Below are 14,147 nucleotides of genomic sequence, written 5' to 3'. Positions count from 1 at the left end.
GGGGTCCCCGGGCGACCGGGGTCCAGGGCATCCAGCCTCCGGGACGGCCGAGTTCCGAAGCAGCCGAGTTTCCGAGGAGAGAGACGTGTTCGACGCCCGCAGGCTCATCGACGGGCTGGAGGTGACGCTCGACGCCGACGTCCTCGCCGGGGCCTACCCGGACCGGGACGTGCCCGAGCCCTGGCCGGACCTCCTCGCCGGGAACGGCATCCGGGCGGGCGCCGTGGCGAACCTGCGGGCCGCGCTGTTCGACGTGGTCTCGGGCAACGACGAGATCTCCGGCCTGGCCGCGCCGCACGTGCCGGTCGGCGTGGTGGACCTGCGCGACCCGCTGCGCGCGGCACGCGAGCTGGAGCGCCTGGCCGGGGCAGGACGGCGGGCCGTCCGGCTGTTCCCGGACGAGCAGGGCGTCGAGGCGGGATTCCCGGGCGTCCGGCACGTGGCCCGGCGCGCGGCGGCGCTCGGGCTGACGGTCCTGACGGGCGGCGACGTGCGGCGCTTCTGGCAGCCGTTCGCCGGGCTCGGCGGAAACGTCGTCTTCCTCGACACGCACTTCTACCACCTGGGGGACTTCCTGGTGGCGGCCGCCGACGAGCCCGGCTTCCACACCTCGACGCGCCTGCTCAACTCCCCCGACGCGCTGGAGACCGTCGCCGCCGAGCTGGGCGCCGACCGGCTGCTGTTCGGGTCGCGCGCGCCGTACTACGAGCCGGCGGTCCCGCTGCTGCGGCTGGCGACCGGCGGGCTCAGGCCGGAGGAGGTCACGGCCGTGGCCGGGGAGAACGCGCGGAGGCTGCTCACATGATCATCGATGTCCACGCCCACTGGGGCCCGTGGTTCTTCACCATGGACGTGGCCGGGGCCACCCTGCCCGCCATGGACCGCTACGGCATCGACCTGGCCGTCGTCTCGGCGAGCGAGGCCGTCATCTACGACGCCCCGGCGGGAAACCGCGCGCTGGCCGCGGCCCTGCCGGACCGCTGCTACGGCTACGTCACGGTCAACCCGCGCCGCCTGGCCGACGCCGAACGGGACCTGCGGACCCACCTCCCCGGGGGCCGCTTCGTGGGAGTCAAGATCCACACCGACTACACGGGCTCCCCGGTGACCTCCCCGCAGCTGCGCGACGCCCTGGAGCTCGTCGCCGCCCACGGCGTCCCCGCGCTGGTGCACACCTGGGGCACCTCGGTGCTCGACCTGGCCCGGCTCTGCCTCGACATCTCGGGGCTGCGGGTGATCGCCGGTCACATGGGCGCGGACGGCTTCCGCCACGCCGTCGAGGCCGCGCGCTCCTGCGACCGCCTCTACCTGGAGCCGTGCTGGTCCCACTTCCCCGCGGGACGCATCGCCGAGGTGGCCGCCGCGGTGGACCCGCGGCAGCTGCTGTTCGGCACCGACTCGACGCTCATCGACCCCGCCTCCGCCTACGGCTCGGTCGCCGCGGCGAGCCTGCCCGCCGACGTGGCCGAGCTGGTCGCCTGGCGCAACGCGGCCGGTCTGTTCGGCCTGCCGGTCGGCTGATCCGTCCCGTTCCGTCCCGCCCGCGCCGGCCGGTCACCGGCGGAGCCGCCCGGCGGCCCCCAGCACCGCCGCGCGCTCCCCGGCCGGCAGCGGCGGCCCGTACGGGTCCACGGCATGGGACTCGGGGACGCGCCCCTCGGCGGCGGCCAGCCACAGCATGCGCTGGACGTACCCTTCCACGGGCTCGGCGAAGGTGACCTCGGCGAGCCGGTCCAGCCGTCCCGACGCCTCCTCGAACGCCCGCAGCCCGGAGCCGCGGTGGGCCCGCAGCACGTCCGCCGTCACGCCGACGCTCGCCGCCGCGACGCCCACGAGCGCCGCCTGCGCGCCCCAGAGCAGGGAGGGGCCGAACATCCGGTCCTCGCCGGTGACCGCCAGGCGGCCCGCCTCGCGGGTGAGGGCGATGGTCCGCTGGCATCCGACGGCGTCCGCCAGCAGGGCCGTCTTGAGCCCCGCCACCCCCGGATGCGCCAGCAGCTCGCGTATCGTGTCCTCCGGGCACGGCATCGTGTAGAGGTCGAAGGCGATCATCGGCAGGCGGCCCGCCCGCCAGACCGCGTCGTGCAGCGCCACCCGGTCGTGCGCGGACGGGAACACCAGCACGCCGGCGGCCCCCAGCTCCGCGGCCACCCGCGCCTGCTCCGCCGCGACGGAGGGGCCGGCGGGCCCGGTCGTGTCGGCGGGGCCGGCGGGGTCGTCCGAGCCGCCCACCCCGACCAGCACGGGGACGCCGAGCGTGACCGCACGGCCGATCACCGCGGCGCGGACCTCCGGCGTCAGGTACGGCCCGCGCCCGGTGTGGGCGAGCACCGCGAGGGCGGACGCGCCGTCGGCCACCAGGCCGGTGAGATAGCGCGAGACGACGTCGAGGTCCACCTCACCGGACGCCGTCATGGGGGTGGCCGCGGCGGCGATCAGCGCGCCCCGCAGCCGATCCCGGAGGTTTCGGGCAGAGATGTCCACCCGGGAGAGCTTATTTCAGCCCGGTCATCGCGATGCTGTTCACCAGGTAGCGCTGCAGCAGGAAGAACACCAGCAGGCACGGCACCACGGACACCGCCGCCGACGCCATGAGCACCGACAGCTGCACCTCCTCGGTGCGCAGCGTGGACAGGCCCACGGTCAGCGTGCGGGTGGCGTCGCTCTGCCCGACGACCAGCGGCCACAGGAAGTCGTTCCAGTGCCACAGGAAGACGAAGACGCCCAGCGTGGCCAGGACCGGCCTGGTCAGCGGCAGCACGATCGTCCAGTAGACCCGCCACTCCGAGGCGCCGTCCACCTTGGCCGCCTCGAACAGCTCGTCCGGCAGGTCCAGGATGAACTGCCGCATCAGGAACACGGCCTGCGCGTTGGCCAGGGTCGGCACGATCAGGCCCCAGAACGTGTCCACCCCGTCCAGGCTGTTGACCAGCACGAACGTCGGGATGAGCGTGGCCTGGAACGGCACCATCATGGTCGCCAGGAACGTCCAGAACATCGCCTCCCGCCCGGGGAAGCGCTTCTTGGCGAAGGCGTACCCGGCCATGGACGAGGTCAGCAGGATGACCACCACGGAGACCACGGCGTAGACCAGCGAGTTGACCGTCCAGGTGATGAACCCGGACGACTCCAGCACCCGCGTGATGTTGTCCAGGGTGAGCGACGAGGGCCACTGCCGCGGCAGGGTCGGCCGGCCGGCCGGGGACAGCGCCACGACGAGCATTGCCACGAACGGGCTCACGGTCAGCACCGAGAGCACCGCGAGCAGTGCCGCCAGCGGCCACCCGGTCCGCCAGCGGCGCCTGCGGGCCGCGCGGGCGGTCCCGGCCTCGGTGACGGGACGTGCGGCGGTGAGCGTCATGTGTTCCCCCGGTCCATGAAGCGGCGCTGGACCAGCGAGACGACCAGTACGATCGCGAACAGCACCATGCCCCACGTGGCCGCGTAGCCGAAGTCGAAGGACCGGAAACCGAGGTCGTAGATGCCGTAGATGAGTGTGTAGGTGGCCCTGGCCGGGCCGCCGCCGGTCATCACGTACACGGTGTCGAAGGTCTGGAACGCGCCGATCGTCTCGATCACCATGACGAAGAAGATCGTCGGTTTGAGCAGGGGGAGCGTGATGCGGCGGAAACGCTGCCACGTGCTCGCCCCGTCGACCCTGGCGGCCTCCAGATAGGAGGACGGGATCGACTTCAGCCCGGCCAGCAGGATCAGCATGGAGTAGCCGAAGCCCTTCCACACCGACACCACGGCCAGTGCGGGCAGGACCAGCGACGACTGCTCCAGGAACATCGCCGGGCCGAGCTCGGCCCGGGCCAGCAGGCCGTTGATCAGCCCGTCGAACTCGTAGATCCACCGCCAGATGACGCCGGCGAGCACGAAGCTGGTCACGTACGGCAGGAACAGCATGCCGCGGAACAGCCCGCGCATGAAGACCACCTTGTTGAGCAGCAGCGCCGTGCCGAGCGCCACGAGCAGGGTGAGCGGCACGTAGATCACCGCGTACACGAGCGTGACCCGGAGGCTCAGCCAGAAGTTCACGTCGTCGAACAGCCGGGCGTAGTTGTCCGCGCCGATGAAGTTCCACTCGCCGCCGATGTTCCAGTCCGTCAGGCTCATCCCCGCCGCGCCCAGCGACGGGAAGATCCGGAAGATCAGGAAGAGCACGAGCGCGGGCAGCACGAACAGCAGTCCGGCGACCGGGTCACGCAGGCGATGACGCACCAGAATCCCTTTCCTCGCTCAGCTGCCGCCGAGCAGTTGGTCGGCCTCCTTCGCCGCCGCGTCGAGCGCGGTCCTGGCGTCCTCCTTGCCGAGCAGTGCCGCCTGGATGTGCGGGGCGAGGACGCCCATCACCTGGCGGGCCTTGGGGTGGGTGTCACCGGGGAAGGCGTACTGCAGGGACTTGGCGAACTCCTTGGAGGACTCCGTCTGGCCGGGCACGGTCACGTCCGTGCGCGCGGGGAAGAAGCCCGACTCCTTGGCCAGTTCGGCGGTCACCGCGGGGGAGGCGACGTACGCGGCGAACTTCTTGGCGGCGTCCTTGTTCTCGGAGTGCCTGGCCAGCACCAGCGCGCCCGGGATGCCGAACGCGATCCGCTTCCTCCCTTCCAGGGGCAGGCCGATCCCGACGTTCTCCGCGCCGATGGCCGTGCCGAGCTGGTCGGCCTGGAGCGCGGTGGCCGCGTGGTACATGGCGGTCCTGCCGCTCGCCAGCGCGCCGCCCTCGATGTCGTTGCCCTTGCTGGCGGTGTTCTCCGGCAGGCCGCCCGCGGCCTTGAGATCGAGCAGGAGCTGCAGGCTCTCCACGCCCTCCGGCCCGTTGAACGCGACGGATTTCCCGTCGGCGGCGAAGACCGTACCGCCGTTGGCCCACAGGAGCGGGTAGAAGCTCTGGTTGAGGCTGACCTCGGGCTTGCCGGGGTAGTCGAGCACGGCGACCTTCTGGGCGGCCAGCTTGGGGGCGGCCGCCTTCAGCTCGGCCAGCGTCTCCGGCGCCTTGTCGACGCCGGCGTCGGCGAACAGCTTCTTGTTGTAGATGGGGGCGGTGATCGTCTGGTAGATCGGGACGCCGTACAGCTTGCCGCCGACGGTGAGGCCGGTGAGCGCGTTCGGCAGGTAGGCGGCCTTGTCCGGGGCGACCACGTCGTCGACCGCCTCGATCGTGCCCTGCTCGGCGTACTGCGGAAGCTGGTCGGGGCCGAGCACGACCAGGTCGAAGCCCTTCTTCGAGACCAGCGCCGTGGTGACCTTCTCCTGGCGGCCCTCCCACGGCTGCTGGTCGATCTTGACGTCCACCGTGGCGTTCGCGGCCTCGAAGTCCTTCTCGACCTTGCTCCAGAACGCCTGGTTCTTCGCCTGGTCCGAGATCACTGGGTACATCCACAGCGTCACGACGCTCTTGTCCGATCCGCTGCCGGCTCCGCACCCGGCGGCCGCGAGGCTCAGCGCGGCGGCGACGCCGGCTGCCGTTGCCTTCTTCATCGGCGGCCTCCTTTCCACTTAATACCGGTCCCGGTTAATACCGGTCCCGACCGAAACCTAGTAAGGCCTCGTCCGGCGGTCAATAGGTGATACATGACCGTAACTACGGTCACGCCCGGAACTTCGTCATTTCTTGGATGATCAGATCGACGTGCTCGGACGTGTAGTTCTCGTTCCAGTCGATGACCAGCAACGTACGGTCCACCATGGCCTCGGCCCGCGGGCAGGGGTTCGGCTCGTAGCCGTCCAGGGGGTAGCGGGAGGCGCCGTAGATCGGCGCGTCCCACACCGGCGCCCGGTTCAGCGGTTCGGCGAGGTAGCCGGCCCGCGCGGGGATCCCGGCCGCCGCCAGATGCGCCGCCAGCTCGGGCGCGTCGCCGCCGGGGCACACGACGGGGAAGAGCCACCAGGAGTGGCCCTCCGGGCGCGGCGGCCGTACCCCCGCGAGGCCGTCCAGCGCCCTGAGCAGCCGTCCGGCGGTGCGGCGGCGGTCGGCGACCACTCCGGGGAGCTTGGCGAGCTGGGCGCGGGCCACGGCGGCCTGCAACTCGGTCATGCGGTAGTTGAGCCCGAAGGCGGCGTGCGACCTCCCGGTCGCGCGGTCCCAGCCCTTGTCGGCGAAGAGCCGCATCCTTCTGGCCAGCCCGTCGTCGTCGGTGATCGTCACCCCGCCGTCCCCGCAGGTGATGTGCTTCCACTGCTGCAGGCTCAGGCAGCCGACCTGGCCGGCGGTTCCGGCGAGCCCTCCGCCGGGGAGCTCGGTCAGCCACGCCTGCGCGCAGTCCTCGATCAGGGTCAGGCCGTGCTCGTCGGCGAGCGCGCGCAACTCACCCACCCTCGCGGGGGCGCCGAACAGGTGGACGGCCATGATCGCCCTCGTCCGGGGGCCGATGAGCTCCGCCACGGCCGCCGGGTCGAGGTTGCCGTCCGCGGGATCCACGTCGGCGAAGACAGGGACGGCGTTCTGCGCCAAGATGGGGGCGACGGTCCCGAAGTCCGTGATCGGGGTCGTTATGATCTCGTCTCCCGGGTCCGGCGCGGCCGCCACGATCGACAGGTGGAGGGCCGCGGTGCCGGAGCTGCAGGTGATCGCGTGGCGGGAGCCGTACATCCGCGCGATCTCGCGCTCCAGCGCCCGCGCCTCGGTGCCCCAGACGGAGTTGAGCATGCCGGAGCGGATCACGCGTTCGGCGGCGGCCACCTCCTCGGCGCCGAGCGTGCGGCCGTCTGCCTCGGCCATGGAAGGAAACTTCACGGAACACCTCACACGATAAGATTGCGGTCGGGGCCGAAACAGGAGAAGGAGACGCGATGGGGACCGTCATCGGGGTCGTCGGCCCGCACGACCTGGTCGACGACGTGGCGGCCGTCTGCGAGGAGCAGCCCGGCGTCAGCACGCTGCGTCTCGACTACGACCATGAGTCGCAGGCGCCCGCGATCGTCGAGGCGCACGCCGCCGCGGTCGAGGGATGGCTGTTCACCGGCATCGTGCCGTACATGCTCTCCCGGGACGTCGAGGTGCTCACCCGTCCCGCCGAGTTCGTCGACTATCTCGGCGCGACGCTGCTCAGCGCCCTGGTGCGCCTCCAGCACGAGGGCCAGGACGTCACCCGCCTGTCGATCGACACGCTGTCCACCGCCGAGGTCAACGCCACGTTCGCCGAGGCCGGACTGCCCGCCGGCGAGGTGCGCACGCTCCCCTACCGGCCGAAGACGACCTCCCAGCAGGCCGTCGCCTTCCACCGGAAGGGCCCGGCGCACGCGGTGATCACCTGCCTGAGCTCCGTGCACGAGGCCCTCCGCGACGAGATGCACGTGCTGCGCCTGGTGCCGTCCGTCCACTCCGTCCGGGTGGCGCTGCGCCAGCTCCTGCTGAGCGCCGAAGGGCAGGCACAGGAGGACGCGCAGATCGCACTCGGCCTCGTCGAGGTGGAGAACGGTGAAGGGCTGCTGCGCGAGGCCGCGGCGCTCGGCGGCACGCTGGCGGCCTTCCGCGGCGGCACGCACCTGCTGGTGACCACCCGCGGCCCCCTGTACGAGGCCACGGGCGGTTTCGCCGGACTGCCCATGCTGACGCGGCTCGCCACCGACAACGACATGGTCCGTGTCGGTTTCGGCCTGGGCCGTAGCGCGGCGGAAGCGGAGAGCCTGGCCCGCCGAGCGCTGGCCCGGGCCCGCCGGATAGGGCCGGTGGCCGCGGTCCTGTCGCTGCGGGCCGACACCGACATCGTGCTGGAGTCGGCGCCGGTCGCCCGGGCGGAGGAGCAGAGCCTGTCGGTGATCGCCCGGCGGGTGGGACTGTCGGTCTCCACGCTGGAGAGACTCCAGGAGGCGCGGACCGCCGCGGGGAACGAGCCGCTGACGACGCGAGAGATCGCCGACCGCCTCGCCGTCCAGCAGCGCACCGCCCGCCGCATGCTGCACCGCCTGGAACTGGCGGGCCTGGCGGAGCGGACCGGCAACCTCAGCAGCGGCTCCAGCGGACGCCCCCTGACCCTCTACCGCCTCACCCTCTGACCGGGCGGACGGGGACACCGGCCCGCCCCGCGACCTGGCGGGCGCGAACGCCGTCTCGCCCCGCGAGCGGACGGCCGTGGAGCGGAGGGGGGCCGAGCGGGTGGGCACGGCCTCAGGAGAGCCAGCGGCTCAGGCCGTCCGCGACGAACTCGTCGTCCCGGAGCCAGGGGTAGGCGGCCCAGATCCGGTCGATCTCGGCCAGTTGCCCCGGCGAGAGGTCCTCGTCCGGGTCGAGACACCAGCGCCCCGCCAGCAGGCCCTGACGGCGCAGCACCTCGTGGATGCCCGGGATGCACCCGTGGAAGCCGTTGGCCGAGTCGAAGATGGCGGCGTTCGCGTCGGTCAGGTGACCGTCGAGGCCGAGCAGCCGCCGCACCGCCGCGTCGTCCCCGCCCCGCGCGAGCCTGGCCTCCTCCAGCAGTTCCACGGCCCGCCGCACCCACACGGCCCACTGGCCGAGCAGCCCGCCGACGAACTCGACCTCCACCTCGCGGCCGTCCACCACCACCCGGTGCCCGGTTATGAGGTCGGCGAGGATGTGGTCGTCGTTGCCGGTGTAGAGAGCCACCTCACCGGCCCGCCCGGCCCGCACGACGCCGTGCAGGACGTCCAGCGTGCGGTAACGGTCGAAGGGGGCGACCTTGATGCCCACCACGGACTCCACGGAGGCCAGCCTGGCCCAGAAGTCCCGCGACAGGGGCCGCCCGCCCACGGCCGGCTGCAGATAGAAGCCGATCACCGGCAGCACCTCGCCGACGGCCCTGGCCCGTTCGACGAGCGCGTCCTCGTCCAGCTCGCGGTGCGGGCTGAGCAGCACCATGTGGTAGCCGAGCGACCTGGCCAGCTCCGCCTCCGCCACGGCCTGCGCCGTGGGCCCGGTCGCCCCGGCCACCAGGACGACCTCGCGCCCGGACTCCCCGGCGGTCCGCGCCGCCAGTTCGAGCACGGGAGCCAGCAGGCCGGTGCCGTGGATGGCGAACTGCGTCGTGTGCACGCCCACTGCCAGCCCGCCCGCGCCCGCTTCGACGTAGTAGCGGGTCAGCGCCCGCTGACGCCGCTCATCCAGCCTCCGGTCCTCGGTGAGCGCCAGCGGATGCGCCGGGATCACCAGGCCGCGCCGGAACAGGTCGCGTACGGACGTCTGCGCCTCCGAAACCATGCTGAGCACGTGAGGGCCCCCTTCGAACGGTTGAGATGGCATGCGGGTCAGAAGCGCCCGTCGCGGCGCTCGAACTTGGTGGGTTTGCCGAGCAGCGGCCCGCCGTCCGCCACCCACCGCGCCGTGTGCTCGATCAGCTCGGCCGGGGTCAGCTCCGGGTAGCCGAACAACCGGTGGCAGCGCCCCGCGTTCGACAGCAGCGCGGTCGGCGCCTCCTCCCCGGTGAAGACGGGCTCCTTGCCCAGCGCCGCGCCGAGGGCCAGCGCGGCCTGCCGTACGGAGATCGTCTCGGGACCGGTCACGTTCAGCACGTACGGCGGCGCGGAGGCCAGTGACAGCGACCGGAGCACGACCTCGTTGGCGTATCCCTGCCAGACCACGTTGACCTGCCCGGTCGCCAGGTCGACGGGCTCGCCCGCCAGGATCCTCTGCGCCAGGTCGACGAGCACGCCGTAGCGCAGTTCGACCGCGTAGTTGAGGCGGATCAGCGACATCGGCGTGCCGTGCGTCTCGGAGAAGTGCGTCAGCACCCGCTCGCGGCCCAGGCAGCTCATCGCGTACTCGCCCACCGGGCCCTCCGGCGAGTCCTCCGTGCTGCCGCCACCGGTGACGGGGACGAGCGGGTAGACGTTCCCGGTGGACAGGGCGGCGATCCTGCTGTCCCGGAACCGGTCGGCGACCCGGCCGGGCAGGTACGTGTTGGTGAACCAGGTGGTGTGCTCGCGCCCCTGCGTGCCGAACTTGGCGCCGACGAGGAAGACGACGTTCTCGGCGTCCGGCAGGTCGCGCAGCGCCCGCTCGTCGGCCACGTCGGCGGGCACCACCGTCACCCCCTCCGCGGCGAGCGCCTCAGCGAGCCCCGGCTCGGAGAAGCGTGACACGGCGATGACCCGCCGCCCGCTCCCCGCAGCCCGGCCGGCGTTGAGCGCCAGCCGCACCAGGCTCGGCCCCAGCTTGCCCCCGGCGCCCAGGATCAGGATGTCGCCGTCGAGCCCGCCCAGATCCTCCACGAGCCCGGCGCCCGGCCGCGCCAGCCGCTCCTCGAGTTCCGCCGTCGTCCGCACGCCCGGTCTCCTCTTCTTCGATTTACGGTCCAGACCGTAACCGGCAGAGAGTCGGGCTGTCAACGGATCGGAAGGGGCGGGTGCTCCCGCGGACGGAGGACGACACGCCGGAGGCGTCCCTCGCCCTCCTGCTCTCACCTCCCGCTTTCCCGGTGGACGGCGGTGGCTTCCCGCCCGGTGAACGGGGCCGATCGGTCGCCGGGGAACGCCGGGGCGGGCGGTGCGCCCGCCCCGGCCCGGCGGATCGGTCCGCGGGAGGTGGTTCCGGGGCGGGCGGGAGACCTCAGCCTTCGAACGTGACCAGGGAGTACCGGTAGGTGGTGGAACCGTTCTCGTCGCCGGTGTGCGAGCGGCCGGTCATGACCCGCCCGGCGCCCGCCTCCGAGTAGCAGTTGCTCTCCTTGGCACAGCTGCTCGACACCGGGGAGGTGAGCCGCACCTGCCTGCCCTGCCAGTAGATCGCGGCGGTGCGGTACTTCGTGATGCCGTTCTCGTCGCCGGTGTGCCACCTGCCGGCGATGGCCTGGTCGGGCGGGGCGACGAAGTTCGACCGGCTCTCCCGCTGGCCGGTGTCCCAGTCCCCGAGCAGCACCTGGGCCTGCTCGCCGTTGACCAGGATCCAGCTGCAGTAGTAGGTGGTGGGTTTGTTCTCGTCACCGGTGTGCGAGCGGCCGGTCAGCACCTGGTTGGTCGGGCAGGTGAAGGGGATGCCACGCCATTCCTGAATGGTCTCGGTGTACGAGCGATCGACGCGGATCGTCACCTCCGCGGTGGCGGCCGCGGCCGCGGGGACCGCGGGAAGCACGGTCAGGGCGGCCAGTGCGGCCGCCGCCATCGTGGTGGGCAGAACCTTCTTGGGCATCTCATGTCCTCTTGCTCAGTGGTCTGTCGTCGTCCGGCGCGCGGCGGAGGGCGTCCGGGTCCCCACGGTCCGCGCCATCGCCACGGGACGTGAGGACCCGGCATGCGCGATCGGCGGTGCGCCATCCCCGTTCCCGGCGCCGATTCAGCCCCCCTGCCGCCCGCGAGTGCCGGAGGCCGTCGCGGGGACGGGTCACATGGTGTCCGGCGCCGCTTCATCGGGTCGTCCCTCCGCAGGGGGATCGCGGGTCCGCCGCGGGAGTTACCGCCGGCATTCCGATGAACGATCGCTCGAAGGGCCTTTCGGACTTCTCCGTTGATATCAGTGGGATGAAAAGGGCGCGGCGCTGTCAACCGGACGTCCCCATGCCTCGTCTCTCCTGTGCCCCTCCGTCACGACAGGAGATGTCTTGCGCATCCGTCCCGCTCTCTCGGCCGTCGCCGTGGCCGGCGGCCTGGTCCTGCTCTGCCCACCGGCGCACGCCGCGGCCTCCGAGGCGCGGCGGACGGTCTCCGAGGTACGGCAGGCCGCGGTCCTGGCCACCGACGTCGTCTCATACCGGTGCGAAGTCGCTCCCAGCGGTGAGAAGCAGGACGTCAGGGTCAGGGTCGAGATGGAGATGCCGTCCGACGCCAGGGCAGGTGTGCAGACGACCATCCGATGGCGCGGCACCTACGCCGACCAGACCGGCGTGCTGAAGGTGCCCCCCGTGGGACTGCCCGCCGGGACCAGGCTGTACGCGTACGCCTCCATCAGCGGGATCGAGAACCTCACCTCCGCCACCGGGACGGAGGACCTCGGAGCCCTCAGGGCGGACCAGGCCCTTCAGTTGCCGGAGGGGTGGGTATCCCTCAAGACCACGCCGAGGAACGCGGGCACCGCGACGGTGAAGCCGGCGACCATCAACTTCGGGACGGATTCCGACAAGCGGCTGATCCACTGCGAGACCCTGAACGACGACGCGCTGAAGACCTACTCCCTCCGCGTCGCCTCGGGAGACGGGCAGCCGGCCGGCCCGACCCCGACTCCGGATCCGACCGATCCCCCCCAGGCCACCCCGACCCCGGACCCGACCCGAACCCCGGACCCGACGCCCGAGCCCACCCCCACCGTCACGGTGACCACGGTCGACGAACCGGCGGACTCCGGCTCGGACACCCCGGATCCGGCGACGGCCGTGGCCGAGGAAGCGGTGGAGCCGGACGGAGGGGTGGACGAGACCCCGTTCGGAGCCGCCGCGACCGGAGGCGGCGGCGAGGCCGGCCCTGATGCGCGGACGTTCGTGGTGGCCGGCTTCCTGCTGACCCTCACCGCTGGCATCGGGCTGCGGTCACGCCGCCGCGGCATCCTCGACGGGTGACCGCTCCGGCGCCGGTTCCCGCCCGTGGCACGCGAGCCGCGGCGCGCCGGCGGTCCGGCGGCGTACGGCCTGCCGCCCGGTGTCACCGCCGCGGCTACGCGTCCGGTTCGGACGCCGCCAGGCGGTCGGCGAGGCGGTCGAGGCCCTGCGTGATCATCCGGCCGTAGCCGTCGTCGCCGAGCGCGTCCACGGCGGCGCGGCCGCGAGCGAGGTGGTCGTGGGCACGGCCGAGGTCGCCGAGCCGGTGGTAGGCGTCGGCCAGGTTGAGGTGCAGGGAAGGGTAGAGGCCTCTCGCGGATCCGGTGACACCGGCCTGACGTGCCCGTTCGTCGGTGATGAGATCCGCGGCCTCCAGGGCGCGCAGATCCCAGAGCAGTTCCTCGTGCACGTCGTCCTGGACGTCGGCCATCGAGTGGGCGAGGGTGCACCGGTGCACGGGGTCGCCGCTCACGCCGATCTCTTCCCACAGGTCGGAGAACAGCAGACGGGCCGCCTCGCGCTCACCTCGGTTGCCCAGCTCGATCCCCTGACCGATCCTGGCCATCATCGCGTCGGGCCCGGTCATGCTGCACCTCGTCTTTCTCACCGTCTCCCCGATGGACGGCGTCGTCCGGACATCATGTCAGCGGTCCGGGCGAGGTCCGCCGGTCGGTCGTCCGGGCGCACGCCGGGGCCGCGGGCCCGTGGCCGGGACCGCGCGGGAGGGGACCGGTTCCGGGGTTTCCTGAGCGTCCTGGTGGAGCCGTACCGGGAGGGGAGCAGGATGCGTGCCGCGTCGCGGAAGCGCTGGAGCCGTGGCGGCACGGCGGAGGGGTGCCGGTGGCGCCGGTGCCGTGCCCGCCTCGGGGCAGGGATCGATGCGTCCTCAGGGCAGGGGGTCGATCATGATGTGCTGGTCGTACTGGGAGAGTTCCTCGCCGCGGTCGGTCAGGATGGGCCACTTGGTGTTCCGGGCGCACCAGACGGCGTGCCCGGCGGTGATGTCCCGTGAACCGTCGAGGATCTCCGCGATGTCGCCCACCTTTCCGTAGGTGAAGTCGTCGACCACCACGCCGGGCGTCGTGACCAGCTCGAACAGCTCGACCTGGGTGGATATCGGAGAGATCGACAGCACGGCCGCGAGGCTGGTGGCGGGGATGCATATCCCGCCGCCGCGAAACAGGCACATGGCGGCGATGCTCCGCGAGTACTCGGTCTTCGCCACCGCGATCTCGATCAGGGCGCTGACGTCGAGGACGCGTCCAGGCAGCATGCTCAGCCCCTCCGTACTCGCCGGATGCCGATCTGTCCCCACTCGGTCTCGGTCAACTGCTCGACGCCCAGGGCGCCGGCGGCCCGGTCGAGGTCCTCGCGGTGGAGGTTCCAGCGCTGCATCAACGTGATCACCTGCGGCTTGTTGCCGATCTCACGCTGCAGGGCGGCGTTGATCACATCCGAGATCCTGCTGCCGGTCGCCCGCGCTTTATGAGAAAGCGCCTCATAAGCCGCTTTATCCAGCTCTATCGTGATAGAGGTGTTGGGGTCTGGGGGAATTGCTCTTTGTTGCACCTTTCTGTGGTGAAGATGCGCCAGCCACAGAGGGACGGGCTGCGACTCCTGCATGGTTACATCCTGGTCGTCGGGTTTTGGCGTATCCGGGCTTTTGCCGTTTTGCCAGTCCGGTAGGGGATGGGCCATACATCTGACATTAGCTGTGAAACC

15 protein-coding genes are annotated in these 14,147 nt (G+C 71.9%); 4 read left to right on the top strand and 11 right to left on the bottom strand.

Annotation, left to right across the window (positions count from 1 at the left end):
• Positions 1–85 precede the first annotated feature (85 nt).
• Both ACZ6W9_RS22220 and ACZ6W9_RS22215 read left to right on the top strand, forming a co-directional pair.
• Complete coding sequence (locus tag ACZ6W9_RS22220) at positions 86–805, top strand: amidohydrolase family protein (RefSeq protein WP_362943302.1); 720 nt, start codon at positions 86–88, stop codon at positions 803–805.
• Positions 802–1,521: an amidohydrolase family protein gene (locus ACZ6W9_RS22215; RefSeq protein WP_470119399.1), complete on the top strand. Its 720-nt coding sequence runs from the start codon at positions 802–804 to the stop codon at positions 1,519–1,521. Before ACZ6W9_RS22220 ends, ACZ6W9_RS22215 begins: the two co-directional genes overlap by 4 nt.
• Before the next feature lie 33 nt (positions 1,522–1,554).
• Here ACZ6W9_RS22215 and ACZ6W9_RS22210 read toward each other — a convergent pair whose 3' ends face one another.
• The 5 genes from ACZ6W9_RS22210 to ACZ6W9_RS22190 all read right to left on the bottom strand — a co-directional run bounded on the left by ACZ6W9_RS22210 (position 1,555) and on the right by ACZ6W9_RS22190 (position 6,724).
• Entirely contained in the window at positions 1,555–2,484 is a 930-nt protein-coding gene (locus ACZ6W9_RS22210; RefSeq protein ID WP_389969941.1) for a dihydrodipicolinate synthase family protein, read from the bottom strand.
• 10 nt (positions 2,485–2,494) lie between these two features.
• Complete coding sequence (locus tag ACZ6W9_RS22205; protein ID WP_362943311.1) at positions 2,495–3,361, bottom strand: carbohydrate ABC transporter permease; 867 nt, start codon at positions 3,359–3,361, stop codon at positions 2,495–2,497.
• Positions 3,358–4,224: a carbohydrate ABC transporter permease gene (locus ACZ6W9_RS22200; protein ID WP_470119396.1), complete on the bottom strand. Its 867-nt coding sequence runs from the start codon at positions 4,222–4,224 to the stop codon at positions 3,358–3,360. Before ACZ6W9_RS22200 ends, ACZ6W9_RS22205 begins: the two co-directional genes overlap by 4 nt.
• Positions 4,225–4,242: 18 nt before the next feature.
• A complete protein-coding gene (locus ACZ6W9_RS22195) occupies positions 4,243–5,484 on the bottom strand; it encodes an extracellular solute-binding protein (protein WP_389969946.1) in 1,242 nt (413 codons plus the stop codon).
• A gap of 109 nt (positions 5,485–5,593) precedes the next feature.
• On the bottom strand, positions 5,594–6,724 hold the full coding sequence (locus tag ACZ6W9_RS22190) for a DegT/DnrJ/EryC1/StrS family aminotransferase (protein ID WP_362943320.1): 1,131 nt from the start codon (positions 6,722–6,724) through the stop codon (positions 5,594–5,596).
• Positions 6,725–6,795: 71 nt separating this feature from the next.
• Here ACZ6W9_RS22190 and ACZ6W9_RS22185 point away from each other — a divergent pair, with 71 nt between their 5' ends.
• Complete coding sequence (locus ACZ6W9_RS22185; RefSeq protein ID WP_470119394.1) at positions 6,796–8,001, top strand: hypothetical protein; 1,206 nt, start codon at positions 6,796–6,798, stop codon at positions 7,999–8,001.
• A 112-nt stretch (positions 8,002–8,113) separates the two neighbouring features.
• Here the strand turns inward: ACZ6W9_RS22185 and ACZ6W9_RS22180 are convergent, their stop codons facing one another.
• From ACZ6W9_RS22180 to ACZ6W9_RS22170, 3 genes are all read right to left on the bottom strand, one after another.
• Positions 8,114–9,160 (bottom strand): dihydrodipicolinate synthase family protein, encoded by a 1,047-nt coding sequence (locus ACZ6W9_RS22180; protein WP_389970015.1) that lies wholly within the window; start codon positions 9,158–9,160, stop codon positions 8,114–8,116.
• Positions 9,161–9,207: 47 nt separating this feature from the next.
• Positions 9,208–10,224, bottom strand: coding sequence for an NAD-dependent epimerase/dehydratase family protein (locus ACZ6W9_RS22175; protein WP_389969951.1), 1,017 nt, complete (start codon positions 10,222–10,224; stop codon positions 9,208–9,210).
• Positions 10,225–10,507: 283 nt separating this feature from the next.
• A complete protein-coding gene (locus ACZ6W9_RS22170; protein ID WP_389969953.1) occupies positions 10,508–11,086 on the bottom strand; it encodes a hypothetical protein in 579 nt (192 codons plus the stop codon).
• Between the two features lie 409 nt (positions 11,087–11,495).
• On the opposite strand from ACZ6W9_RS22170, the gene ACZ6W9_RS22165 reads away from it, so the two are divergent.
• A complete protein-coding gene (locus tag ACZ6W9_RS22165) occupies positions 11,496–12,446 on the top strand; it encodes a hypothetical protein (RefSeq protein WP_470119391.1) in 951 nt (316 codons plus the stop codon).
• 94 nt (positions 12,447–12,540) lie between these two features.
• Here the strand turns inward: ACZ6W9_RS22165 and ACZ6W9_RS22160 are convergent, their stop codons facing one another.
• The 3 genes from ACZ6W9_RS22160 to ACZ6W9_RS22150 all read right to left on the bottom strand — a co-directional run bounded on the left by ACZ6W9_RS22160 (position 12,541) and on the right by ACZ6W9_RS22150 (position 14,123).
• Positions 12,541–13,011, bottom strand: coding sequence for a hypothetical protein (locus ACZ6W9_RS22160; RefSeq protein WP_389969957.1), 471 nt, complete (start codon positions 13,009–13,011; stop codon positions 12,541–12,543).
• Positions 13,012–13,311: 300 nt separating this feature from the next.
• Complete coding sequence (locus tag ACZ6W9_RS22155) at positions 13,312–13,698, bottom strand: hypothetical protein (RefSeq protein WP_362943333.1); 387 nt, start codon at positions 13,696–13,698, stop codon at positions 13,312–13,314.
• A 2-nt stretch (positions 13,699–13,700) separates the two neighbouring features.
• Entirely contained in the window at positions 13,701–14,123 is a 423-nt protein-coding gene (locus ACZ6W9_RS22150) for a hypothetical protein (RefSeq protein ID WP_389969959.1), read from the bottom strand.
• Positions 14,124–14,147 lie beyond the last annotated feature (24 nt).

This window comes from Streptosporangium sp. NPDC053982 (genome assembly GCF_055585205.1).
The sequence above is the reverse complement of the archived record's forward strand: the minus strand, read 5'-3'. Positions and strand labels throughout refer to the sequence as shown.

Excerpts from the sequence above, each read along its gene's own strand:
- ACZ6W9_RS22215 (WP_470119399.1), top strand. The coding sequence starts at position 802 with ATGATCATCGATGTCCACGCCCACTGGGGCCCGTGGTTCTTCACCATG.
- ACZ6W9_RS22205 (WP_362943311.1), bottom strand. The coding sequence starts at position 3,361 with ATGACGCTCACCGCCGCACGTCCCGTCACCGAGGCCGGGACCGCCCGC.
- ACZ6W9_RS22195 (WP_389969946.1), bottom strand. The coding sequence starts at position 5,484 with ATGAAGAAGGCAACGGCAGCCGGCGTCGCCGCCGCGCTGAGCCTCGCG.
- ACZ6W9_RS22190 (WP_362943320.1), bottom strand. The coding sequence starts at position 6,724 with ATGGCCGAGGCAGACGGCCGCACGCTCGGCGCCGAGGAGGTGGCCGCC.
- ACZ6W9_RS22185 (WP_470119394.1), top strand. The coding sequence starts at position 6,796 with ATGGGGACCGTCATCGGGGTCGTCGGCCCGCACGACCTGGTCGACGAC.
- ACZ6W9_RS22180 (WP_389970015.1), bottom strand. The coding sequence starts at position 9,160 with ATGGTTTCGGAGGCGCAGACGTCCGTACGCGACCTGTTCCGGCGCGGC.
- ACZ6W9_RS22170 (WP_389969953.1), bottom strand. The coding sequence starts at position 11,086 with ATGCCCAAGAAGGTTCTGCCCACCACGATGGCGGCGGCCGCACTGGCC.
- ACZ6W9_RS22160 (WP_389969957.1), bottom strand. The coding sequence starts at position 13,011 with ATGACCGGGCCCGACGCGATGATGGCCAGGATCGGTCAGGGGATCGAG.
- ACZ6W9_RS22155 (WP_362943333.1), bottom strand. The coding sequence starts at position 13,698 with ATGCTGCCTGGACGCGTCCTCGACGTCAGCGCCCTGATCGAGATCGCG.
- ACZ6W9_RS22150 (WP_389969959.1), bottom strand. The coding sequence starts at position 14,123 with ATGGCCCATCCCCTACCGGACTGGCAAAACGGCAAAAGCCCGGATACG.